General features: G+C 38.2%; 23 protein-coding genes and 1 pseudogene. 4 read left to right on the top strand and 20 right to left on the bottom strand.

What is annotated here, in order from left to right; genetic code table 11:
• Positions 1 to 813 precede the first annotated feature (813 nt).
• From ACQCVE_RS06085 to ACQCVE_RS06055, 7 genes are all read right to left on the bottom strand, one after another.
• Positions 814 to 1,008 (bottom strand): DUF6440 family protein, encoded by a 195-nt coding sequence (locus ACQCVE_RS06085; RefSeq protein ID WP_426842972.1) that lies wholly within the window; start codon positions 1,006 to 1,008, stop codon positions 814 to 816.
• A 24-nt stretch (positions 1,009 to 1,032) separates the two neighbouring features.
• Positions 1,033 to 1,779, bottom strand: coding sequence for an ABC transporter permease (locus ACQCVE_RS06080; protein WP_426862089.1), 747 nt, complete (start codon positions 1,777 to 1,779; stop codon positions 1,033 to 1,035).
• Positions 1,776 to 2,630: an ABC transporter ATP-binding protein gene (locus ACQCVE_RS06075; protein WP_426862087.1), complete on the bottom strand. Its 855-nt coding sequence runs from the start codon at positions 2,628 to 2,630 to the stop codon at positions 1,776 to 1,778. The genes ACQCVE_RS06080 and ACQCVE_RS06075 overlap by 4 nt, the downstream gene beginning before the upstream one ends.
• 173 nt (positions 2,631 to 2,803) lie before the next feature.
• Positions 2,804 to 3,802, bottom strand: coding sequence for a LytTR family transcriptional regulator DNA-binding domain-containing protein (locus ACQCVE_RS06070; protein ID WP_426842976.1), 999 nt, complete (start codon positions 3,800 to 3,802; stop codon positions 2,804 to 2,806).
• Positions 3,803 to 4,337: 535 nt separating this feature from the next.
• Positions 4,338 to 4,721 (bottom strand): pre-toxin TG domain-containing protein, encoded by a 384-nt coding sequence (locus ACQCVE_RS06065; protein WP_426862085.1) that lies wholly within the window; start codon positions 4,719 to 4,721, stop codon positions 4,338 to 4,340.
• Positions 4,722 to 4,782: 61 nt separating this feature from the next.
• Entirely contained in the window at positions 4,783 to 4,926 is a 144-nt protein-coding gene (locus ACQCVE_RS06060) for a hypothetical protein (RefSeq protein ID WP_426862083.1), read from the bottom strand.
• 181 nt (positions 4,927 to 5,107) lie between these two features.
• The gene (locus ACQCVE_RS06055) at positions 5,108 to 5,965 is read right to left on the bottom strand and encodes an alpha/beta fold hydrolase (protein WP_426862082.1); all 858 of its coding nucleotides are present in this window, start codon (positions 5,963 to 5,965) and stop codon (positions 5,108 to 5,110) included.
• 156 nt (positions 5,966 to 6,121) lie between these two features.
• Between ACQCVE_RS06055 and ACQCVE_RS06050 the strand changes: the two genes are divergently transcribed.
• A complete protein-coding gene (locus ACQCVE_RS06050; RefSeq protein ID WP_426862080.1) occupies positions 6,122 to 6,706 on the top strand; it encodes a CGNR zinc finger domain-containing protein in 585 nt (194 codons plus the stop codon).
• Between the two features lie 650 nt (positions 6,707 to 7,356).
• On the opposite strand, the gene ACQCVE_RS06045 is transcribed toward ACQCVE_RS06050, so the two are convergent.
• The 4 genes and pseudogenes from ACQCVE_RS06045 to ACQCVE_RS06030 all read right to left on the bottom strand — a co-directional run bounded on the left by ACQCVE_RS06045 (position 7,357) and on the right by ACQCVE_RS06030 (position 10,227).
• Positions 7,357 to 7,647, bottom strand: a complete 291-nt coding sequence (locus tag ACQCVE_RS06045) for an ADP-ribosylglycohydrolase family protein (RefSeq protein WP_426862079.1) — start codon at positions 7,645 to 7,647, stop codon at positions 7,357 to 7,359.
• A 151-nt stretch (positions 7,648 to 7,798) separates the two neighbouring features.
• Positions 7,799 to 8,050, bottom strand: a complete 252-nt coding sequence (locus ACQCVE_RS06040) for a hypothetical protein (protein WP_426842994.1) — start codon at positions 8,048 to 8,050, stop codon at positions 7,799 to 7,801.
• Between the two features lie 6 nt (positions 8,051 to 8,056).
• Complete coding sequence (locus ACQCVE_RS06035) at positions 8,057 to 9,439, bottom strand: pre-toxin TG domain-containing protein (RefSeq protein WP_426862077.1); 1,383 nt, start codon at positions 9,437 to 9,439, stop codon at positions 8,057 to 8,059.
• Positions 9,440 to 9,681: 242 nt separating this feature from the next.
• Positions 9,682 to 10,227 (bottom strand): annotated as a pseudogene (locus tag ACQCVE_RS06030) (T6SS immunity protein Tdi1 domain-containing protein).
• Between the two features lie 151 nt (positions 10,228 to 10,378).
• Here ACQCVE_RS06030 and ACQCVE_RS06025 point away from each other — a divergent pair.
• Genes ACQCVE_RS06025 through ACQCVE_RS06015 form a run of 3 tightly spaced genes read left to right on the top strand, consistent with a single transcriptional unit; the run spans position 10,379 to position 12,746 of the window.
• A complete protein-coding gene (locus ACQCVE_RS06025) occupies positions 10,379 to 11,308 on the top strand; it encodes a S8 family serine peptidase (protein ID WP_426862076.1) in 930 nt (309 codons plus the stop codon).
• 14 nt (positions 11,309 to 11,322) lie between these two features.
• Complete coding sequence (locus tag ACQCVE_RS06020) at positions 11,323 to 12,177, top strand: SAR2788 family putative toxin (protein ID WP_426862074.1); 855 nt, start codon at positions 11,323 to 11,325, stop codon at positions 12,175 to 12,177.
• An 11-nt stretch (positions 12,178 to 12,188) separates the two neighbouring features.
• Complete coding sequence (locus ACQCVE_RS06015) at positions 12,189 to 12,746, top strand: hypothetical protein (RefSeq protein ID WP_426862072.1); 558 nt, start codon at positions 12,189 to 12,191, stop codon at positions 12,744 to 12,746.
• 448 nt (positions 12,747 to 13,194) lie between these two features.
• Here the strand turns inward: ACQCVE_RS06015 and ACQCVE_RS06010 are convergent, their stop codons facing one another.
• From ACQCVE_RS06010 to ACQCVE_RS05970, 9 genes are all read right to left on the bottom strand, one after another.
• Positions 13,195 to 13,419 carry a polymorphic toxin type 15 domain-containing protein gene (locus ACQCVE_RS06010; RefSeq protein ID WP_426862070.1) on the bottom strand — a complete coding sequence of 75 codons (225 nt, stop codon included), beginning with the start codon at positions 13,417 to 13,419 and terminating at the stop codon, positions 13,195 to 13,197.
• Positions 13,380 to 14,072, bottom strand: a complete 693-nt coding sequence (locus tag ACQCVE_RS06005; RefSeq protein WP_426862069.1) for a polymorphic toxin type 15 domain-containing protein — start codon at positions 14,070 to 14,072, stop codon at positions 13,380 to 13,382. Before ACQCVE_RS06005 ends, ACQCVE_RS06010 begins: the two co-directional genes overlap by 40 nt.
• A gap of 185 nt (positions 14,073 to 14,257) precedes the next feature.
• Positions 14,258 to 15,406, bottom strand: coding sequence for a suppressor of fused domain protein (locus tag ACQCVE_RS06000; RefSeq protein ID WP_426862068.1), 1,149 nt, complete (start codon positions 15,404 to 15,406; stop codon positions 14,258 to 14,260).
• A gap of 6 nt (positions 15,407 to 15,412) precedes the next feature.
• Positions 15,413 to 17,389: a T7SS effector LXG polymorphic toxin gene (locus tag ACQCVE_RS05995; protein WP_426862066.1), complete on the bottom strand. Its 1,977-nt coding sequence runs from the start codon at positions 17,387 to 17,389 to the stop codon at positions 15,413 to 15,415.
• Positions 17,390 to 17,411: 22 nt separating this feature from the next.
• Positions 17,412 to 17,681: a YwqI/YxiC family protein gene (locus ACQCVE_RS05990; protein ID WP_426862064.1), complete on the bottom strand. Its 270-nt coding sequence runs from the start codon at positions 17,679 to 17,681 to the stop codon at positions 17,412 to 17,414.
• Positions 17,682 to 18,212: 531 nt separating this feature from the next.
• Positions 18,213 to 18,767 carry a hypothetical protein gene (locus ACQCVE_RS05985; protein WP_426862062.1) on the bottom strand — a complete coding sequence of 185 codons (555 nt, stop codon included), beginning with the start codon at positions 18,765 to 18,767 and terminating at the stop codon, positions 18,213 to 18,215.
• Positions 18,768 to 19,338: 571 nt separating this feature from the next.
• A complete protein-coding gene (gene galE / locus ACQCVE_RS05980; RefSeq protein ID WP_426862060.1) occupies positions 19,339 to 20,379 on the bottom strand; it encodes a UDP-glucose 4-epimerase GalE in 1,041 nt (346 codons plus the stop codon).
• Between the two features lie 321 nt (positions 20,380 to 20,700).
• Positions 20,701 to 21,861, bottom strand: a complete 1,161-nt coding sequence (locus tag ACQCVE_RS05975) for a polysaccharide pyruvyl transferase family protein (protein ID WP_426862058.1) — start codon at positions 21,859 to 21,861, stop codon at positions 20,701 to 20,703.
• 44 nt (positions 21,862 to 21,905) lie between these two features.
• Entirely contained in the window at positions 21,906 to 23,321 is a 1,416-nt protein-coding gene (locus ACQCVE_RS05970) for a lipopolysaccharide biosynthesis protein (RefSeq protein ID WP_426862056.1), read from the bottom strand.
• Positions 23,322 to 23,368: the final 47 nt, after the last annotated feature.

The raw sequence follows: 23,368 nt of genomic DNA, 5'->3' as shown, positions 1-23,368 counted from the left end.
TTTTGACCTGCAAGCTGCACCGGGGCGCATCATAATCCGGATTTCGGCCCCCCGGGTTTGGTCCCGGAAATTTTTTATTGTCCCGTACTTTTGTCCTTCCGCCCAACCAATTATTTTCTCAATAGATTACTTCCAATTACGTCAACCGAGAACTCCTTCAGGACCCCACTCCGAATCTCTCTATGACACTGTCACCGCTTTGAACAGCTGATTGAAGCAGTTGATAAGAAACTTAGTGTAAGCTGTATGTCGGATTTTCCTGTGTCAATAAACGCTTCGCCTCGTTCCCGGTCGAGAGATTCCCTCATCCGGTTGGAGTATCAGCTCCGGGCATTTGCGTTCACAGCTTTCCGGATTGAATAAGAAATCGCAATGGAAATAAATCTTTTCATATTCAGCGCCTCAAGTCCTCTAATCTGTCTCCGACCATATAAACAGGAATGTACCCCTGTATGTATTCCTTCACCTGCCAATAGCCATAAATCCTGGGTCTTTCAAAGTGCTTTGGTAGATACATCTTTAAAACCTTTGACTTTTTTCGCAATGAAAAGTGACGATTTTTTCTCATGGAAATCCCGCCCTGATATGTCATGCTATTACAGTCCCACATCCCCCATTTAGGAAGTGATTTGCATGATTAAGTATACATTAGCTAATCTTATAGCGGGTGCTGTGGTTTTCGCACTTCTCGCTTACTTTCACTTACCCATCCATGCGAGGGATTACCTGGCTTTGATTTTCTGGATTCTGGTAGCCGGGAATGCTTTGCATTATATGCTGTTTTTGAGGAGGAGGAGATAGATAGCTCTCTTTTTACTTCTCCTCAACGGGTTCAACGATTACGTTTCCGTTTTCATCCAGTAGCGGGGTGAGAGCACAGCCTTGAGAATTCCACGTATATAAATAGTTTACACCTGTTTCACGATCTACCCAGATATAGATTAAGCCTTGCTGAGAATTTTGCACGTGCCTTTCTTCAAAACGTTTTTCTTTTTTGCTTCGAAACATTTTCGTATCATTCCTTTCGAATTGTTAATGATCCAAGCCATTTTTCTTGTAAGCGTAAATGAAAATGCCCAGAGTAATAACGAACCAGCCGAAGAGGACACTGCTGTCTGTCAGGTTCCATTGGTATCCGCTTTCCGAGAAAATCCTGTTGGAATAGTTGGTTAACACGCCCGTATACGTGTAGTTTAGCATATCCGATAAATCCTCCTGTAAGAGTTTTATTGCCGGAACGGAGGTTAAAAGTAAGGTGATGGGCATGGTGAGCAGTGATGTTTGGGCCTGATTTTTTGTAAATATGCCTATGATGTAGCCGATGAGCAGACTGATTATGCTAGCCGCAGTTGTAATCAGCAAGTAACTTCCAAATTGAATCTCGCCGAATGAGGATCCGCTTACGGGAATCATCACTATATTGACGGTGATAAGGATCAGCAGGGGCGGCAGCAACGTGCCTATTAAGTACTCTAACCCGTTTACAGAAGAAGTCATCAGCACTCTCAGTGTGTTTTTTTCCTTTTCTTCTGCTAAAGGGCCGCTGCTCATTGAAATACCGGCTATGGCGATATTAAAAACGATTCCGAAGCTAAGTACGAATGCATTCGTTGAGAAGCTTACTCCGTTTTTGTTTACATCTAAGTCAGGCATGATATTTTTCAACGCAAAAACAAACCCTAATGCAAGGAGCGGCCCCAGCATGACACCCGTATTATTCAGTATCGTTTGAAGCTTCATTCCTGCGATGGCTCTGATTTTCCTGAATGAAACCTTCATAGTAATCCCCTCCCCGTTAATTCCAAGAAAACTCTTTCCAGCGTGGGCTCATTTGAGTGGATTGTGACAAGCTCATCATCCGCCATCCACTGATTGATTGCTTCCCTTGATTCTTCAGAATGGGGCAGCGTGAATTCCCTCTCATCCTTTAATACAATATGGTAGCTTTTGTTTTGATTGTACTTAAGGCTTAGAGCCCTGGGAGAACCATGCTCCACAATGAGTCCATCATTCAGGAGGGCAACGTGATCGCAAAGTTTCGTGGCCTCATCCATGTTATGGGTCGTAAGGAAAATAGCGGTCCCGCTCTCTTTCAGTTCAAATAACAGCTCATGAACGGCTGCAGCCGTGCTGGGATCCAATCCGCTCGTTGGTTCATCTAAGAAAAGCACCTTCGGCTGATGCAATAGAGCTCTTGCAAGAACTAAGCGCTGAGTCATTCCTTTTGATAATTGATTGGCCAATTTATTTCTGTGTTCAAACAACCCCACTCTTTTTAAAAGATGATCGATTCGTTCTTTCTCAACGCGTAAAATTTTCGCAAAAAGCTTTAAATTACTGTAGACGGTCATTCTTTCATACAATCCGCTGTTGTCTGTAACGATGCCTACCTGTTCATAAATCTGTTCATTTATTTTTTCAACAGGCTTACCCAAAACCGCTGCTGTACCCGAGGATTGCGCTAATTGGCCGGTCAAGATTTTAATCGTGGTGGTTTTCCCGGAACCAGAGGGTCCGAGAAAACCAAAAATTTCACCCGAAAGAACGGAAAAGCTGAGATTTTTCAGAGCCACTTCGTCTTTGAACGTTTTGCTGATCTGTTCAACGTCAATCACTGTCGTTTTTTCCATTGGCTTCTCTCCTTTTCTTTTTTAAGGGAGCGTTGTTTTACGCTGCCCCATCTGCTTATTAGTTTAGATAAAAGCACAGGAAAAGTCGTAAAATTCCGTTGAACGGTACGTATAGAAAGTTCAAATCCAGCAAAAAGAGGGTGAATTGAACTCATTTCACCCTCAACTGTACTCTAAAAAGCAATTAATTGTTTCATATCTTCCAAACGGTTCCGGGAAAGGGGGAGTTTTACGTGGGGATGGCCCTTTAAAATTAGCGTATAGCTATTTTTTGAATAACTGATCAGCTCAGACACCCGTTGCAGATTAACTAAGTATGACCGGTGACACCTGAAAAATCCAAATTTACTTAATCTTTCTTCCAGTTCATTCATCGTTAAATCGGTTGGGAAGTATTCATCATCAATGCGCAGATTGCTGACACTATTGATGCTTTCAATAAAATCAATTTCATCAGGGCTGAAAAAGATCGTCTTATCAGCCAATTTACACGTCACTTTAAAGACGTTGTTTGGCTTAATCGGCTTACTTTCATAGTCCTCCTCTGAATCAGACTCCGTTTCGTTAGCAAGGTCTGTTCGCTCCAGTCCGGTGAATCGGTTATAGCGGTAAATTTCACTGCTCAAAAGCAGCAGATCTTCTATCGAATTGGACGTAAACAATGTGGCTGCATCCCCTACCCGAATCTGGGCCAATGCTTTTAAATACAAATCAATTCCTTCCCCTGTGGAATTGCTGAGAGGGTTCTCAATTAATAGAACATCCGGGGAAAATAAGAACATCCTGAATAAACTAACCCTTTTCTTCTGATCCCCTGTCAGCTTCTTGATTTTTGTCCGCCAAACATCCAATAGAGAGAATTGTGCAATGTATTCTTCAAGAGGGTGAGGAAAATCTGCAAGTTCTTTAAAAAAGTTCAGGTAGCTTTGAACCGATAAAGTCTCGTATAACCCATCATCTTTTTTATCGGATAAAATCTTTCCCGCTTCTCTTCGGATATGCCCGCTGGAAGGCGGAAGCTCTCCCATTATTAAATCGAAAAGGATTGCACTCTCTTCACTGGACATTTTTATTCCGATTTGGGAGGTTTTATCGACTGCTAAGTTTAGATTCTTTAAGATCGTACGATGGTCTTCCTGTTTCATCACGTTTTCTAATGAAATGAATGACATGCTATACTCACTTTCTTTTTCTTATTTATGTACATTATACTTTAAGGCCCTGCTGCGATTGAAATTTTAGACCCTATCCTTTCTCATTTTAAGAGAAAAAGACTGAACGGACCAAATAACCGCTGGTAACTCAATGGCTCCGATCACCATACAAGCCAGCAATCGGACAGCATGAATATCAAAAAGCAAAAATCCAAAAACAGCTGTCAAAAAAACAAGGATTGGTATGATGTATGACACATAAACAAACGTTTGTTTATGGTTTGCCTTCCATTTGTTCCTGGCTGCTGCCAGGGCCGTCCAGGCTGACGGAATGGCTATTACACTGAAAACAATTGATGCTGCAGAAAGGAATGAGTTCCTGGTTTTACTATGATTTTAATTGACTGTTCACCCTGTGTTCCTATATTCCTCCCTATTAGAACTATATAAGCATCTGGGTAGCTAAAGGAGATTTTTTATTTAACCATGCTTCATCAACTAAGGAAAGTATTATACAGTATGGTTAGCTTTATTGGGTTTGGTTCAGCATGTGCTAAAACATGTTTAACTCTATTTCCAAACTTTTTATCGGGACCAATCCACCAGATGAAGTCCATGTACCATTTTTATTTTTAGTGAGTTTTCCAAGGTTAGAATTAACTATACCCCTACCCTCAACCTTCTTCGTCTCCTTATTCAAGACACCCCACAAGTCATCCCCTTTTCGGACCAGCTTAGAGCCGCCTTTGATAAGGAAGCCTCCGAATAGGCCGAGGGCGCCGACTCCCCTGGTGATGCTGTCTACTTCTTTTTGCGTGATGGGGTTGAAGCCGGTGGCTGCTTCGACGCCTCCTTTTATGTTGGAGCTTACGGGGAGGAAGTCAACGATGATTGGTTTAACTACGATATTAAAAATACCCTCGAACCGGATGTTCAATTCGACACTCCACCCACTAAAAAAACCTTGAACAAACATGTTCAAGGGCAATAACTTTCATTTATTTAATAATTTTCTCTGTTGGTGGTTCAGGGCTTTGGATAGTAGAAATGTTACTTAGTATTTGTTCTTTTAGCCTGATAATATTTGGCAACAATTTTTCAGGCATTAAACTTTGAATATCTTCTAATTCACAACCATCCATTAGAGGCATACCCATCCTTCGCGGATCATCATAAAGTGAAATTTCCACTAATGAACCTTTCTTTGCAATTATATAAACGACTTTCCTCACTAGTAGGATACACTAAAATATCAATTGAGCCGCCTTTGATAAGGAATCCATATTTTTCTATTTCAATACCTTAAAATGAATTGTTCTCCCATTACAGACGGTCTTGCAAGAACTGTTTAATTAAATTAGCGCTTGTTTTCAAATCTTCTTCTAGTGGGAAATGGCCAGTATTTAATAAATGCACTTCGCAGTCATCTAGATCCCTCTGAAATGCTAAAGCACCTTCGGGTCCGAAAAACATGTCATTTTTGCCCCATATAGCTAGTGCAGGCGGCTGGTATGTCCTGAAGAATTCCTGCCAGTTTGGATACTGTTTTACGTTGTTTCTATAGTCATATTGCAAAGCAAGCTGTATCTCGTCATTTCCGGGACGATCCAAAACAAACTGATCCATATTCCAAGCATCCGGACTAATATGTTCTGGGTTACGAGTACCATTTGTATATTGATGCTTTGTAAAGTCTGCTGATAAAAGGAATCTAATGTTATTCTTATTGTCCTCATTAGGATTATCCCAATATGTGCGTACAGGGTCCCAAGCAGGCATTAACCCCTCCTCATAAGCATTTCCGTTTTGGGTTACAATGGCCTGAATACGCTCAGGGTGTTCGCATGCCAGCCTGAACCCTACAGGAGCACCATAATCATGGACGTAAATACCAAATTTCTCTAAGTTTAATTGCTCGACAAACTCATTAATGAGAAGGGCATAGTTACTAAATGTATATTCAAATTCATTTATTTCTGGCTGATCGCTATTCCCAAAACCCGGATAGTCTGGTGCCACAACATGAAATTTCTCCATTAATTCGGGTATTAAGTTTCTATACATATGCGAAGAGGAAGGAAAACCATGAAGCAGCAAAATTGTGGGATTTTCCTTTTGACCTGCTTCCCGATAGAAGATATTTACACCCTTAACACGAACAGTTTTGTGACTGACCATCATATTACCACCTCATACATTTTTATTTTGGATTTGATACTTAAATCGGATTATATAACCTCTAAAAATTATTTTAGAAGTTATAATTTAGGTTACATGACTATTTATAACTTGTCAAATTTATTTTAGTGGTTATAATTGTGGTGAGGTGATAAAATTATGGATAAATCAATATTCACTTTAGGTGGGACTTCATGGATCAACCTTGTCAATACCATTTACATCTCTAATAAACAAGAGATTGACATCTTAGCTACTGAATCAAGTGCGTTTCAATGGATGAAGGAAAATAATCTATTGCGAGAGTCTGATATAGTAGCTTTCGAAAAAAAAGAATTACTGGATTCCTTAATTGTTGAGCTTCGATCAATCCGTACTCTTTGTACCACCGTATTGTCTGAGATCGAACAAAGAGGAGAGCTTTCGCTAAATACAATCAATAGAATAAAAAAAGCTGTCGAAAAGCTGCAAGTCAGCCTAACCATACATTCAGATAGTGAAAAATTGAAGATGACAACTGAAGGGGAAACCGTTGAAGATCACGTAATGTACAACATCATGGATTCTATTATGAATACGTTTAAAAAACCTTCTCTCGAGCGTATTCGGAAGTGTAATCATGAAGAATGCAGACTCTATTTCGTCGATACATCTAAAGCAGGAAAGAGACGCTGGTGCAGCATGGAATTGTGCGGCAACCGCAAAAAAGCAGCCGAGTTTTATTCGAAGAAAAAGAAACAGTAATCCTAGCAGCAATTTATCTGGTCAGGAGACGACTAAAAGATTTTGTTTGTCACACCATGGGCATCTATTCAGAATGATTAAAATAAGATGCTGAAGTACGAAAACTGTCCCATGCTTCAAATAAAACATCCTTAAAAGAGATACAACGTCAAAGAAATCCTATTTAGCAATTGCCCCAGATTGACAGCCTCAAGGTTAGTGACAGCAGTAAATCAGGCGAATAATACAATTAGACTTCTTCAAGGTTGAGCCCGCGCCTGAATAATCCAAGTATTAAAAATAACAGCAGTGAATTACTGGACCAATCATAATAAACACGTTACTTGAGTATGTGGTATTTTTCGTGTTATAAAAATACAAAGGAGTTATAAATTGGGTTTTAGAACGATGTTATTGGTCGCCGTATTAATCGGATTTTTCACTGGTTTTTTACGGGCTGGTTCAACGACAGAGTCTATGATTTGGTTGATCCTTGGAATTTCTGGGGTGCTTGGTGTATTAACCCATGGAATGAGCAGGGAGGAAACAATGAGTAGGATAAGAAATCTATTATCTTAGGAGAAATTCAGTAAATAAGCACAATTCCTCGCCTTTTATTGATCTATATACGCAAAAAGCAGTCCGGTGATATCCTGGACTGCTTTTCGTTTCTACACGTCTCCTTCTTTCAGGGCTTTTGCAGCACAGAACTCAAAAAATCGGTTTAGAAGACCATCTATGTCTTGTTTTCTTGCAATTGCATCCATCCAGCCGGAGGGAATGTCCCTATAATAGATTCCTGCTAACGTCCCTGTTATGGAGCCTACCGTATCTGTGTCGTCTCCCAAATTTACCGCCTTTAAGACTGCTTCCTGAAACGAATGTGAATGTCCGAGTGTCCATATGGCGGCTTCCAAGGAATGAACGACATATCCATCAGAGCGGATTTCCCCTTCTGGCAAATGGAAGAATTCGCGGTCAAATAGACAGTTTTAATAAAAATTAAAGTAAAAAAACCTTGAAAGGCATTTACCTAATCAAGGTTTTTATATTGTGCTATATCTCTTGCATACCTATATCTAATAAAAAATCTATATAAACATAAGCAGGCAATTAAGATTCAATAGTTGTTCGATCAACAAAATTTTGATTTTCTTTAATAATCATTCTTGAAAGTCGTCTTCCTGCTCTTTTAAAGAAAAATTCATCAGCGAACTCTTTTGAATTAATTTGCGACAATTGGTTGATAACTCCATTTATTTTATCATATTCAATTCGTCCCATTAAATCTTCATTCGGTCCATATTGATAAACTACCCTATCTTCATCCTCAAATTCCTTCAACATTATTATAAAAACCGCCATGAATCTTCACTCCTCATAGTTTTTCTCCCAATTCCATGGTCTTCCAGATTCTATTGTTTTGTCATGAGCTGTTCTATAATTAGTCTGGAATATACCCTCAAATTTTGACTCGAAAATTTCGTGATGTAATAATTGTATATCAGCATCTACTTGTTTCCCATCTATCAATCTTTGCCATGCTTGACCAAGTTCGTAATCCGGATCAAATCTCCCAACTCCATGATCCTTTATATGAGAGTTATTAAAAACATGATCTTTAATCCTTTGTATTCTAGCAACAGAAAAGCCTGAATTTTTAGCTATAGCGTTCACATCTTCTGTTCCTAGATTTCTAAATTTTTCATACATCTCTTCTGCAATAGCTTCTTCCTTAAAGAACTGCTCTGGGGATATATTTCTTCCACCAGTTTCACCATATTGTATAGAACTATCCATACCCTTATTCAAAGCCTTAAATGCACCCGTCTCCTTATCCACCCTACCCACCACATCATCCGCTTTCCGGACAAATTGTTTCGGTATGGTTTTAACTGCTTTAATACCAGGTTTGATTGGACGGGTATATGCCCCGCCTACAATTGTGAGGGCAGCTGCGGCTTTATCAAAACCAGAGAGTTTTTCTCCGGTAATGGTATTTACACCGGAGTTGACTTCTACAGCAGATTTGATGTTTGAGGCAATGGGGATTCCGTCCACCCATGCTGATGCAGATTGCTTTCTTTCTAGATCCGATACTTTTTTGAAAGTAAGAAGGTCATGACCGGTAAGCATTTTTACTTGATCTTGTAATCCCATTGTGGCTGGGTTTGAGTTTAAAGTCACTTCTGCAGAATGTCTGAAATGTTCTCCCCAATCAAACTTTTTCTTCACAAACTTGCCTTTGGGGACCACTTTTGCAATACTTCTTTCGTTTATTTTTGCAAATTTTAAAAATTTATTCTCTTTATTCCCTTTGCCTTGTCCGGTCTCTTTGTACCCCTTTGGATTAACGGCAACACCATTTTCCACATTAACATTTTTTGCGTACGCCGTACTATAAGGCGCCTTATCCGCTAATTTTCTCAGCCCGCCTTTATCAATTATGTGTGCCGCTCCCCCTGCAGCCCCCATTGTCAACCCGCCCCAGAGTGCGTTCATGCGTTGTTCTTCCGTCAGCTGGTTGCCGAACATGTCGGTGCCGGTGCCGAATTCCCAGGCGCTGTTGCCGGTGTAGAGGCCGTAGATGCCTTTTTCGGTTTTGCTGAGGATTTCCATGCCTTTGGTGGTTTTGTAGGCGTCCAGGGAGTGGGTGGCGGCGTTCATGGGTTTGGCGGTTTTGATGACGCCGCTTCCGCCTTTAGCGAGGCGACCTTCCCACCCTAAGACGGGGATGTAGACGGCTGCCGCCACCCCTCAAGAAGTTTCCCGTTTTGCTTTGTAGAGGTCGGCGCCAGTTGTTTCGTACTGAACCACGGTAGTAGATGGTGACTTTAAGCTGTTAAAGCAATGCTTGTTATTCAGTTCCTTATTAACTAGAAAAAGCTCCCTATCAAAAATTCAAGAAAGCTTTAACTAATCCACTTTTTCCGATTCTGGTCAATAAGTTATTCTTGGTAGTGAAAAGTATTACTTCCATGTAAAAATATTTAATATTACTGAACTGGTCCCATAAATTCAGTAATAACTAAAATATGTTCCTTTAATTTGACTTTTTTCAAATTCTCTACATTCTCTGCTCCACCTAAACCTAACAGAGGGGTGTAACCAAAACATTCGTCATAATTAGGAGTACCGTATTTACTAGATGCTTTAGGATAAGGACGCCACATTAGTTCATCATCCATAAAGTCGTCTTCTTTTATGTCATCTAAAAAGAATTCAAATCCAGATGCAACTACACTAACCTCCCCTTTCCTAAAATTTAATAAGTTTACATACTTTCCTTTTTCCTACACTATAATATCACCCATAGCAGTAGTAAAAATAGGGATCGCTTGGTCGTGCCTTAAATAACTACTTTCTAAAATATCTAAATAATCATCAGGATTAATAATTTTCAAAAAATCATTTGCTAGAGTACCAAAACCATAGTTTTCCCATACATCAACTAATTCTTTAGGAAGTATATTCTGATATTTTAAAACAACATTTTGATCAACTGTTTCATATTTAATGAAATCGCTAAGTATCGTTTTCAATCAAAACTCTCCTTTGATTATTGAGATAATTTAACATTTAAATAATTATAATATTTTTAACCCATCTAATTTTTTAATACTAGTAAAAAAGATTGACTTGGATATATTTTGATAATATAGTAATTTTATGTAAATTGTAAAGGAGTGTTAGATGAAGAGAAAAATAGTAGCTTTTTTAATACTTGGTTTAATGTTTCTTTTAGTAATAATAATTAATTTAGATATGGAGATGAGAGAGGGAGAAAATACCCACAGTAAAGTTGATATTGATTACGATAAAAAACAGTATGTCCCATGGGGAGTAAACCTTATAGGAAATATTAAAGGTGCTAATAGTAAAGTTGTTAAGGTAGCAATATTAGACAGTGGGATAGAAAAAGCACATCCGGATTTAGAAGGAAAGGTTGTTAAGGAATTTAATGCAACTGATCCAGATAATCCCTCTAGAGATGTGCTTGGACACGGTACAGCTGTTGCTGGAATAATTACAGCTAATGATAATGATCGGGGAATCCTTGGTGTTACTCAAAATGTAGAAATTTACTCAGTAAAGGTCATTAAAGATGATGGGAAAATAGATAGGGAACATTTCTTAAATGGTTTGGCTTGGGCAATTTCACAAAATGTAGATGTAATTAACCTAAGTTTAGGTTTTCAAAAGAATTTCCCAGAATTACAAAAACTTGTGGAGACAGCAATAAATAAGGGGATAATCGTTGTTGCAGCAAGTGGAAATGCTCATGGCATGAATTCTCAATATCCAGCAAGGTATCATAAAGTTATTTCAGTAGGAGCCGTTGATAAAAATTTGAAGCCAACAAACTTTACGGCAACCGGTAAAGTGGACTTTGTTGCTCCTGGAGTAGACATATTATCAATCAATAGGAATGGTTATTCCCATTTTGACGGAACTTCTTTCTCTGTAGGCTACATTACTGGGATAGTAGCCGAAATACTGTCGAGAGAGAGCATAAATAAAAATGAGAAAATAGTTTCAGATGTAAAAGAGCAATTAGAAAAAATGTCTAGTAAGTCTGAAATAAATAAAAGTGTTGGACACGGTGTACCTAAATTTAAATAAAGAGGTTGATATTTGTGAAAAAACAGTTCTTTAATAACTTTATTGTTTTACTTGTAATTACATTGATTTTTAGTTCATTACCGTTAAATACTGTATTCGCTGAAGGGAATACAACAAATAATAGTCTTCAAGAGACTGTATTAACGAATACACTAGAAAAAGAGCTTGAAGAAGAAAATATTTCATTGGAGAATTTGGAGCTAACTACAGAGGAACTAATAGTAGAAACATCTCTGGAGACTGCAAATGATGAAAGTGCAGATGCCACTATCGTAGTTGAAGCTGGTTCTGATATTATTAAGGTGAACACTGAAGAAGTTGATGAGGATGGAAAAGTTACACAAAAAGAATACGATGTAAAAATAGAACAAAGCTCAGAAGATGAAATTGAGGCTAATTTCGAAGATGTAGATACCGGTGAAGAATACAACTTTGATTCAGAAGAAGGTTCTGCATCTCTAGTTTTCTTAATACCATTAGGGTTGGTCATGACGCCTGCTGTTTTAACTGCTCTATTTCACACCGGAGCCATGATTATTGTGGGTGGAGCTGCATATGTAATTGCTACTCAAGCAAATAAAAGTAAAAGCTATTATCATTTTGCTGCTACTGTAAAAAGCGGGGGAGTTTATATTGGTAAAGGTCTAAGTAAAGCTTCTGCAGTAGCAAGAATAAAATCAGGTAGAGATACTTGGTCAACATCTAGTAATCAAGCAAAAGGTGTTGCGGCATCTGCAAACCCTAGTGGTAAACCGATTAATGAAGTTGATACTAGATACGGAAAACCTAGAAAAGGATATTACTATCACTGGCATCCATACAAAAGAACACCAAAGGCACATGCATTTTATGGCGGCCCAGTTAAATAAAGGAGATATTAATGTTGGATTATAAGAATCTACTAAACAAATATTTAAAAAGGCAATCTGCTTTATTCTTCACTAAAGAGGAAGTTGAACAAAGGATTGTCAGAAAATTCAAGGGCGAAGAATTTTCAAAAACTGAAGTTTTAGATTTGGTAAATGATGATCAATTAGTATATTCTAAGATATACAAGTGTCTTGTCATCGATGACCCACAAATATTAAATAAGTATTTTTCACCGAATGAAAAAAGCTACCATAATGAACAAATTGAGGATAATCAAGAAAATCCATTAGATTTCTCAAAGGTTAAAGAAAAGGAACATAATTATAATCATCTTCTCCTGGATGAGCAAGAAGGGAGAAGAGTTGATATTTTTCTTGAAAGCACGAATGGGAAATATGTTACAAACTTCATTGTAAGAGATAGATGTGAACAAATTAGTAGATATATTAATGCTCTAGTTTTAGGTGCGGTTATTCAAGAAGGTAGCGACGGAATCCAAGCAGATATTGAGGATGAGTATTTTCAGTTTTACTTGGAAAATCTCAATATGTTCGGTTTTTTAGATTAAAAAACGAAACTTATTAAAATCCTGATATGGATTTCTTGTTCCAGATTTGAAAGATTGTCGAATGAATTTAGCTTAGACTCCTTTTAAAAAGGAGTCTTTTATTTTCTGTGATTTATTATCCTGAATTTTACATGTTAATGGTAATTTATATGCTATATTTTAAGAGGGGATAAAGGAGCAATATAATTGCTCTTAGAGGTAGTCGAACATATTATAACAATGAAACGTAGAAAAAACTTTGAAATTGTAGATAAAAAGACAGCGATATTCTTCTTAATTTCTATAATCCTTTCAATAGTAAACATCCTCTTAACAATTTTCATTGATAGTAGTTTCATTTTAATACCGTTGATTGTGAGTCTCATCATATTTTTAATTAGCCTAAAAAGGTTAGATAAGAAAATTATAAAAGCAAGAAGATTGGAAAGTAAGACTGAGAACAAACAACTTAGAAATTGGATTGAGCAAAATTATTATTATAATCACTCGTCTTTCGCTCTTCTGGTAACATATTCTTTGCAATATCTAAAATTTGCTCGTCCACAATATCTATTCTATATTTCCATTGTGATCCAATCGAGGAATTTATTCTTTTATCTCCTAGTCCACCAATAATGTCTACTCTTCCTCCGGCTATTTGATCGGGATTATGAAGTGCTGCTTTTGTTTCCATCCATTCTGAAGCTTCCTTAGTTGCATCTGCTCTTGAAAGACCTTGTTTTCTTCAGAAATTTTATCTTTCAGAGCTTCTTGTCTAGCCATTTTTTGAGCTGCATTTCCCTCTATTGCTCTACCTTCAGCTATATATCTATCCCTATTCTTTAGATACTCATCAACCGTTAATTCATTCATACCTATTTCTTGATCTTTTAGTTGCCTGGCATACTCTTCTGAATCGTGTTTAACATTCTTCTTAAAATTAACTTCAATTTCTTTAATTCTAGGTGCAGCACTTAAATGTTTTGCATTACCAGTACCCTTATTTACCTTCCCACCACCAAAATCATCCTCAAGCTTCCGGCTCTCCATACTTAGAGTTTTGACGGATTCCCCAGTTGTAGTAACGACCTCTCGCCTCACTACCACTGGAACATCTACCTTAGCCAGTTCCCTACCTGTTGCTACGTGGGCCCGCTTAGCTGCGCCTGGGGTTTCTTTGATAAATTGGTGGGCTTTCGTGCCAACTTGTTTTCCGATTTGTTTCATGTTGTTCTGTGCTTTTGCGACGTAGTCTTTCGCGTATGCCGTACTATAAGGCGCCTTATCCGCTAATTTCCTCAGCCCGCCTTTATCAATAATGTGTGCCGCTTCCCCTGCAGCCCCCATTGTCAAACGCCTCAAAGTGCATTCTGCCGCTGTTCTTTGGTGAGTTGGTTGCCGAACATATCCTTGAACAAAAAGAACACCTGTTGTCCCATTGACAATCAAGTGTTCATTAGTATTTTATATCCTCTAGCCTAGGTTTTTAATCTAATAAAAAGCTCCTGAGAACACGGTATCTTCTGTAACAATTACATTAAACCAACATTTATCCGATTGATGTCCAAAACGTCTGTTATCCCATTATCTTTCATTTGGTCAAGTAGATATTGATGTCCCTTTTCTAATGCAAGATTCCTTTCTTCTTCATAAATAGGAACAAGTGTAAAAAACTGTACGTCCCCTTTTTTAGTCATTACATCCTTTAATCCTATTTCATAGGGTTTACATATCATTACGCTTGATAACTTTGTGTTGTCTGCAAATGGCTGAGGAGGCTCACCATTAGGAATTATTACTCCTTCTTCAATCCAGCCGTCATAGATGTGCGGAATATGAGCAACTTTCTTTAACCATTCAAGAGGCCAATACTTCTCTTGCTCTTTACTATTCTCTTTATCAATGATCCAACCTGATGGCAATTTTATTAATACCTCTGCATACTTATATACACCTTCATCGTTAGAATAATCCATCGGCTCACTACTCATACCAGTAGTCACGAGTGTTAAAAATTCTTTATTCTTTGATGGAGGGATTACGTTTACATTTATTTCCACTCTACTACCAGGAACAATTTCATGAATAGTTTTATCAACAGAACCTAAGTGATGCTTAATATACTTAATTATCTCGTCTTGATGATGTTTTTCAATGTTTGTATCTTTCGTAGTTGAAGACGGTTCATTTAGATTTTTTAACAGGTCAATTATTTCTGATTGCCCATGCTCCTTAGCAAAAGATAATGCATCCATTTCTCTCATTGAATCACCATTATATTTAACTGCAGTATCTATACCACTTTCAATTAACAGTTTTGCGGTATCTACATGGCCGTTGCTTATTGAACCAAACAATGGATTTCTTTCAGGCTCACTAACATCCATATCAGCCCCGCAAGATATCAAATACTTTACTATTTCAATATGCCCTGCAGAGGCTGCTTCATTTAATGCACCTCCGCCATACGCTCCTCCATTCCTATTAACATCTGCACCTAGGTCTATGAGTGTTTTTACAATATCTAACTCTCCTCTTGAAGCTGCAACATGAAGCCATGTACCAAATGGTGTCTCCATATTTAAAAGATGGGAATTAGAACCTATTATTTCGACTACCTTACCAGTATCGCTTTTTTTAATCGCTACCCGAATGTCTTTTGCCAATTGTAGGTTATCCAACTACAGTCACTTCCTTCTTTTAGCAATATCACCTAGTTTTTCAAGCATCTCTACCATGTCATCTCTATCTCCACCTGCATCCTTTACTTTCTTTATATTTTCAACTACATTTCTTAATGCTTCAATTCCATGTTGTCCCTTGACTCTGTTTGGAGCCCAGACAAGATTTTCAAGCCCTGAAATTGGGTCTATATCATATTCTATTAATATTTCTTGACCTTCTTTTACTAGTTCCTTTTGTTCTTTCCCATTTCCTTTTTTAAAAACTATATGATGTGCATGTGGGTCATACATATCTTCAGGAGGAGCACCTTTATTTTTCCTTAAGTAAGCACCATAATCAATCTGGTCTATATTTCGGGCCGTACTAGTCTTACTCCCACTAAACTCATTATCAATTTTACCAGAATTCATGCCTTCTATCATATCCCCAAGCCGCTTCTTCTCCACATCCACAACTGGTATTCTTACACCATTTGCATCCATAGAGTAAACCCGGACGGATGAAGGTACATTGATATTTGCCATCTTCTTTGTTACTTGATTTACGGCTCCTTTTGTGTGGGTGGCCAGTTTATTGGCTGCATTGGCGGAGCTTCGAAGGGCGTCTTCTGCTTTAGAGCCTACCCGGTTGCCCATTTGTTTCAGCGTCTGATTCGCTTTGCCGGTTTGTTCTTTGACGTATGCCGTACTATAAGGCGCCTTATCCGCTAATTTCCTCAGCCCGCCTTTATCAATAATGTGTGCCGCTCCCCCGGCAGCCCCCATTGTCAACCCGCCCCAGAGTGAGTTCATGCGTTGTTCTTCCGTCAGCTGGTTGCCGAACATGTCGGTGCCGGTGCCGAATTCCCAGGCGCTGTTGCCGGTGTAGAGGCCGTAGATGCCTTTTTCGGTTTTGCTGAGGATTTCCATGCCTTTGGTGGTTTTGTAGGCGTCCAGGGAGTGGGTGGCGGCGTTCATGGTTTTGGCGGTTTTGACGATGGCGGCTCCGCCTTTTATGGCGCGGCCGGCCCAGCCGACAACAGGGATGAAGCCGGCGGCTGCCATGGCGCCGGCGGCTACGCGCTCGGCCTCGGAGAGCTTGCGGCCGGTTACGGGATCGACCCCGGTTGTGGCGCGTACGGTATCGTTGTAGCCGCTGACTTCTCCGGCGAACACCTTCGTGCCTTCCCACGCCTTTTCGTACCAAGGTTTGTTTTTCTCGGCTTCGATCCGGGCCTGCTCCTCGGCGATCCGGGCTTTTTCGGCGGCAATTTCTGCGCGGACCTCGTCCGCTTTTTTCTCCCGGTACTGGAAGGCGTTGATGTATTCATCCATTCGTTCCCGCGCATCATGGACGTCATGCTTTTTGTAGGCTTCCACGCTGAAGTTCATCGGCTGGGCCGTTCCGCCCTGAACCGTCGCTTCAATGATGGCGCCGTATCCGATTTGAATGGTCATCATGGCTTTGGTAACACCGTCTGTATAGGCGGGAGTCATCACTTGGTCATCCAGTGTGTTGACCGCTTCCACCGTTTCCGCCCTTTTCTCATCCGCCTTCTTCATCTTCTCATCAAAGGTCTCGGTTGAAAAGGCGGTCAGGGGCACGAGGTCCTGGATGCCTTCCAAAATTTTGGCGATGTCTTCCTGCTGGGCCGCGACCAGGTCGTTACTCTTCTTCGATCCGCTCTCCAGCTGCTCCTCGAGAAAAGGAACGGTCACCCTCGTTCCCTCTCCGATGGTGTAGTCGGACATATGTTTAGGAATGCTTTCCAGAAAACTTGTCAGGAATTCAATCAGGTTTTTCCAGTCGGAGACGAGCGCCATATGCGCCTGGAAAAAGCTTTTGATGTTGTCCGCGCCCTTCCCCTGGAATTCCCCATTGTCCGCGAGCATTCCCATTTTGCCCTTCAGGTCGGTAAGCTTTTCATCCAGATCGCTGTAGAGCTTCTTTCTTTCTTCCATGGCTGAAGTCAACTTGTCAGCATCATATATTTTTTCCATCCCTCACGCTGCCTTTCTCCCGTTACTTGCTCGTAATGGCTTCGTCCTGCTCCTTCAGGGACGTCACATTGGACTTCGTATCCGCAATGTTCTGCCGGACCGCCTTCACATACAGCTCAAGCTGCTCATGGATCGCTTTCTCATTCTCAAACCAGGCATCCGTATACGAAAGCTTATTATCCCCCACAGCTGAATCCGAAGGGGCAGAAATTGCCACTGAATCCAGCGCCTTCTCAATCTCCTCCAGCTGGCTCATCACCTGAGCATGATCCAATTTAATTGTTTTCGACATCCTAAACAGCCTCCTGCCTCATTCTATGAAACCGTTACTCTAGCAAAAGTCAAAATCCCCTATTATCCACCTAAAATTTTATCATTATTTACCATATTTCCCTATTGGCAGAAAGTCACACTTCTGTTTTGAAAGATTGTGAAAATAGGAAGGTGTACCTGATATTTGGAGGAGGTGCGTGATGAAATGGACCTACAGTGTGAAAGGATAGAGGGATAGAGAGGGAAAAAAACAAGCCCGCTCAAGTAAGCAGGCTTGTTTCTTTATTCACCTTTATATAATACTGCAGTCCTCGAACTCTCCAGTTGTCCCGGCTTCGTTACGGTTACGTAAATCTTTCCAGCCATTTCCTCAAGCTGTTTAATGGAGTTGGATGCTGAAGTGCCTGGCGAAGCGATTTGTCCAAGCAGCGTTCCTTTGGAGGAGGCATTGTAGACTTTTACAATATCTCCTTATACAAGACCGGTGACAGACACCCGATCTGATTCCCCTATTGTATTGGTGACCTTCACCTGGGACGTTCTATCTGCATTATTCAGGGAGATTCAGGTTAATGCTGAGGAAAAAAATGTATCGAAAAGGAAGCGCGAGAACCGTCCCCGTGCTTCCCGTTTCATACAGCTGTGGAGAATCCAGATCCAACTGACTCTCCTCATTCTCCAAAATCTGATCCTCAACAATATCTACGACATTCGGAGAATTATACAGGTTCTTCAAAGTCTCCAAATCTACCTCAACATATAGATAAGGAACTGTATCAAACGTTTTTACACTCTTCTTCTCTGCTCTGCTAAGCGTATCCAGCTCACCAATCGTTTCATCCTGAACCTGCTGAATTCGATCACGCTGCTCAAGCTTATCATCTGCACTTAAAGAGCCCTCCACCGAGAACGACTCATTTAATCTAACAATCACCTGCAGCTTCCCCTTGCTTGCCACCTTATTCAGCAATTCCGTTTGTTTATCGGCAGCAGGTACAATCACCTGCTCCCCTCCGCTTGCAGCAGCAAGGTTTAGCGGTGTAATCAATCCATAAATCAATAAAACGGCTATTAATAGCATTGAGAATATGCGGTTTGTTTTCATATGGTCCCCCTAGATTTGATCTAGGGTAATTATATAATTTTTGGTTATTTTTAACTAGGTCTTCTTTATTATTTAATTACTTTTTTAGGAAATTATTAAAATTTTGAAAAATTCTTGCGAAAAAGTAATTTTAACTCTTTGACATTAATGTTTAATAATTAATCTAAGCATGAATGGTCATTAAAAGTTGTGAAGTTTATTTATTACTTAGAGGAATATGAAGTGTGAAACTTAGAGGGCTTTGCTGTATTCTTCAGTATTTGTAAGAGGAAATAAAAGTGTTAATATTAGCACAAAAAGATCCTTTAATTTTATACATAATCTGGTTTTATTCACCAATTTCTGGACCGGCAATATCGTCATCTTTCGGTAATTTATTTTTGACAAAAACAATTCTATAATAAACAGTTAATTACTTTCAAAGTTTTAGCGCTGTGGATTAGAGATTTAATATTAATAGCAGCTGTATTGCTGATTGATTTCCAAATGATGGATAAAAACACCTGCCTATGAAAAAGGAACGAGGGCAATTAAATCACTCGCTCCCATTTTCAATTTCTTTAATTCCCGTCTAAATTATTTTAACCCTTACCTCATCCTTAGCAACATACCCATCCGGGTTCTTCTCCTGCCATCTCCAAGAATCCAGGCACATCTCATCCAGGTTCTTTTCTGCTTTCCAACCGAGCTCTTTCTCTGCTTTTGATGGATCTGCGAAACATTCGGCAATGTCACCTTGTCTGCGTGACGTGATGGAATAAGGGATTTTTTGACCGGACGCTTTTTCAAAGGCAGTTACCATCTCAAGAACACTATATCCTTTACCAGTGCCGAGATTATAAGCTTCCACCCCTGTTGCTGACTTTAATTTTTCAAGGGCTTTGATATGCCCTTTCGCAAGGTCGACGACGTGAATGTAGTCTCTCACACCAGTGCCGTCAGAAGTTGGATAGTCATTACCAAAAATTTTCAGCTCAGGCAGCTTTCCTGTGGCAACCTGCGTAATGTAAGGCATCAGGTTATTCGGACTACCCTTAGGATCTTCCCCGATCAGACCGCTTTTGTCCGCTCCAATTGGATTAAAATAACGAAGGCAGGCAATGCTCCACTCGTTATTGGACACGTAAAGATCTCCCAAAATTTCTTCAATCATCAGCTTTGAACGGCCGTAAGGATTTGTGGCAGACAAGGGAAAGGCTTCTGAGATCGGAACTTCTTTAGGAACACCGTAAACCGTTGCAGAAGAACTAAAAACGAGATTATGAACACAATGCTTTTTCATGATTTCTATCAGAATCAGTGTACCCGTTATATTATTATTATAATAGTAAGTAGGTTTTTCGATTGATTCCCCTACAGCTTTTAATCCGGCAAAATGCACAACGATTTCAACATCATTTTCTTTAAAAACGTTATCTATTCCTTCTCTATCAAGCAAATCAATTTCGTAGACTTTAAATGTTTTGCCCGTTATTTCTTTTACCCGGTTTAACGATTCTTTACTGCTGTTTGAAAAATTGTCCAAAACGATAATTTCATAGTTTGCTTTAAGCAATTCAATACATGTATGGCTGCCGATATAGCCTGCTCCGCCTGTTACTAGAATAGACACTTTATAATAACATCCTTTCAAAACATCCTAAATGCAACTTAATACTTAATATAGATATACTACTAGACGACCTACAAATGGTTTAAAAACTTCAAGAACAATTGATTGTTGTGTTTCTAGACATTATACTGCTGGGTTTATCAGTTCTATATAGTTTTACGATATCGTAGCAATCACTATTGCTGTGATTTTTTTCTACTAGTGCTCCTTCTCAAAAGATTACTTTTTTGTTTTTAAAATCACACAAAAAACACCCTATAGAAAAAGCACTTTATAAGTGTCTATTCTATAAGGTAAATTTAAAGAACATAATGTATTTTTTCAATTACAACTATTGTTTGTCATATTCTTAATAAATCTTTCCATAACTTTATAGTGGTCATCTATAAAGTTAGATACATCTTGAAAACGTTGATAACCCTGTGTATCTAACTCATTAATTAATATGTTTATATCATTAACTATATTAACATTAAGTTTAAATCCTAATTTTCTATAAATTGATAAAATGCGTGCGTTTTTATTAAATCTACCAAATAACTTAGAATATACTTTTGAAGCTCTATACGCATCGATACCTGGAGAATTTAGTGCATCTGAGACACCGTTTCCTCGACCGTCTTCATGAAGCAATATACTTGGTAACCTTTTACTTAAGAAGTATATATGTGCGTGAACTCGATATCCAATATGAAGGTCACATTCATCGTAGAAATTTAAATTAGACGCATCAAATGAAACATCAACAATTCTTGCTCCGATTTTTTTGGCAGCATCTGCTATTTTTTTTGTATTCCTTGCATCATTTTCTGGAGTATATTCATCCACAGTACCAATTCCTCGATGAAATGATACAATGATTTCCGAGTTAGAATACTTGTTTCTTAAAAACTTTAATACTTCAATACTTTGATTAGAAAATACTTCGTCTTGAGCCGGCGTGTAAACAATACGTTTAATTTCTTTTGGAGCAACAAACTTCTTCCCGATTGAATTTAAGTCGTACCAAACAGGACAACCTGTCATAGTGACATTATTATAGCCATTATTTTTTAGAGTTCTCTCTGTTTGATAATCTCTACAACTCATTCCCGCAGAAGTATGATTCATCAGTTCTAACATTTGCTTAGCTGAATTAGTAAATTCATACAGTTTCTCAGTAGTTCTATCTCCTGGAATACCTTTCCACCCCGCTCCAAGAGTATGAATTGGAACTTTAATTTCCTTAAGATCTTTCACCAATTTGTATACTCCAGGAAACATATTCATTTGGAATCCTGGTCCACCCAATATAATGATCCCTTCGCTATTGTTCACAAATTCAATATCATCCATCTGCTTCCAATGCGGGAGTATTACATACTCAAACTCTGGAGCAATTCTATTTAATAAAGCAGTTGCTCTTTCTGTTATCAGAAAATCTCCTACATTTTTTTTTGCTCCTGATAATGCAATATAGTATTTTTTATTATTTTCAGGCACTTTTCTCATCCTTCCGATTTATAAAACGTTAATTTATAGAACACTTATAATTTATAAGAATTGGTTTCTTTAAATAGAACTTGCTTTCCGTATTTTTTGAATAATACAAAAGCAATAATTATTATAGTAATTATGACAGTTAAATAGTTGTTAAGTAACCAGACAAAGGCTAAATTCGCCAATAATAAAATTTGAGCTATATAAAGCATTTTTCCTTCTACTTTAAAATGCTCTTTTGTATAATGATTAGCATATCTTTTTACAAAGTAGAATTCAAAGAAATATGCTATATAAGCTGCAATAGCAGCCCCTGTAATTCCTATTAAAGGGATAAAAAGTAAGTTTAAAATGATATTAGATATAGCTGTTATTACAGTAATAATGGCCACATTTTTCATCTTTTTATAATATATTAAGGAAGATACAGATAAAATATAACCTAAATGCCATATTGTTCCTCCAAAAAGAAACCAGACAAATAAATAACTTGATTTATATGATTCACCTCCAAAGTTATTAATAAAGAAAGGTATTAGTATTAGCCCAAATAGGCTCAGAATTAATAAAGCTAGAACAACTGTTTCAAATATTTTGGAGTAATAATTTTGTTTTAATTGATTTTTCTTTAACAATTTAAAGAACTTAGGGGAATATGCCATGTTAAATGATGTAACAAGCATCATAAGACCTATATTGAATTGGGAGCCAATTGAGTAAATACCCAACTCAAATAGATTTAAGTATCGCTCAATTAACACCCTATCTCCTACACTATTAATCCAACCTGCTAAGAAGTGTGGAATTAAAGGTATTGCTAATGCTAATGAACTTGTGATGTAAACTAGTTTGCATTCGCGAAACTTAAGTCTTGTAAATTTAAATAAATATATAATATAAAAAATCCCCATTAAAAATCTTGCATATATTATTGCTTGGAGACTTCCAACAGCACCCATATTTTTTTCTATTAGTAGGTAAATTGTTAAAATAACAATGAGTATCGTTTCAACAGCATTAAATGTCACATATTTAACCGGCTGCTCTTTTATTCTTAATAAAGTTAATGGAATTGTCGGGAATACGCTTAAAAAACTGAGTAGAATCATATATCCAAAATACGGATCTGAAGGTATATTATTAAATAAATATGGCGTAATGAATACCTCTAAGTTTAACAGCACCCAACTTAGTAGAGTTGAGAAGGCGATTAAAAATAGAAATACTGAAAGAATAAAACCTTGTTTTTCATCGTCATTTTCATAATCTATATAAGAACGTGTTACACTGGTCCTTAATGAAGTCAAATAAAATATAGAAAGTACACTTACTAAAGCATTAATTGTTTGAACCAATCCATATTCTTCAGGACTCAAATACTTCATATATATAGGAAGCATAATAAATACTATTAACTTTGGAAGCATAGTTCCTATAGTGTATATTATTGTATTTTTTAACAAAACTCTTTCCATCACCTTAAATTTTTATTTAAAAAAAATACTATTGT

Source organism: Metabacillus sp. 113a (genome assembly GCF_050107635.1).
Classification (GTDB): domain Bacteria; phylum Bacillota; class Bacilli; order Bacillales; family Bacillaceae; genus Metabacillus_B.
The sequence above is the reverse complement of the archived record's forward strand: the minus strand, read 5'-3'. Positions and strand labels throughout refer to the sequence as shown.

Bases quoted from the DNA above. Each gene is read 5' to 3' on its own strand.
- ACQCVE_RS05990 (WP_426862064.1), bottom strand. From the start codon at position 17,681: ATGTCGAAAACAATTAAATTGGATCATGCTCAGGTGATGAGCCAGCTG.
- ACQCVE_RS06085 (WP_426842972.1), bottom strand. From the start codon at position 1,008: ATGTTTCGAAGCAAAAAAGAAAAACGTTTTGAAGAAAGGCACGTGCAA.
- ACQCVE_RS06010 (WP_426862070.1), bottom strand. From the start codon at position 13,419: ATGGAAACAAAAGCAGCACTTCATAATCCCGATCAAATAGCCGGAGGA.
- ACQCVE_RS05995 (WP_426862066.1), bottom strand. From the start codon at position 17,389: ATGGAAAAAATATATGATGCTGACAAGTTGACTTCAGCCATGGAAGAA.
- ACQCVE_RS06060 (WP_426862083.1), bottom strand. From the start codon at position 4,926: ATGGATGGTTGTGAATTAGAAGATATTCAAAGTTTAATGCCTGAAAAA.
- ACQCVE_RS06075 (WP_426862087.1), bottom strand. From the start codon at position 2,630: ATGGAAAAAACGACAGTGATTGACGTTGAACAGATCAGCAAAACGTTC.
- ACQCVE_RS06080 (WP_426862089.1), bottom strand. From the start codon at position 1,779: ATGAAGGTTTCATTCAGGAAAATCAGAGCCATCGCAGGAATGAAGCTT.
- ACQCVE_RS06005 (WP_426862069.1), bottom strand. From the start codon at position 14,072: ATGGGGGCTGCAGGGGAAGCGGCACACATTATTGATAAAGGCGGGCTG.
- ACQCVE_RS06015 (WP_426862072.1), top strand. From the start codon at position 12,189: ATGTTGGATTATAAGAATCTACTAAACAAATATTTAAAAAGGCAATCT.
- ACQCVE_RS05985 (WP_426862062.1), bottom strand. From the start codon at position 18,767: ATGAAAACAAACCGCATATTCTCAATGCTATTAATAGCCGTTTTATTG.
- ACQCVE_RS06025 (WP_426862076.1), top strand. From the start codon at position 10,379: ATGAAGAGAAAAATAGTAGCTTTTTTAATACTTGGTTTAATGTTTCTT.
- ACQCVE_RS06070 (WP_426842976.1), bottom strand. From the start codon at position 3,802: ATGTCATTCATTTCATTAGAAAACGTGATGAAACAGGAAGACCATCGT.
- ACQCVE_RS06050 (WP_426862080.1), top strand. From the start codon at position 6,122: ATGGATAAATCAATATTCACTTTAGGTGGGACTTCATGGATCAACCTT.
- ACQCVE_RS06055 (WP_426862082.1), bottom strand. From the start codon at position 5,965: ATGATGGTCAGTCACAAAACTGTTCGTGTTAAGGGTGTAAATATCTTC.
- ACQCVE_RS06040 (WP_426842994.1), bottom strand. From the start codon at position 8,050: ATGGCGGTTTTTATAATAATGTTGAAGGAATTTGAGGATGAAGATAGG.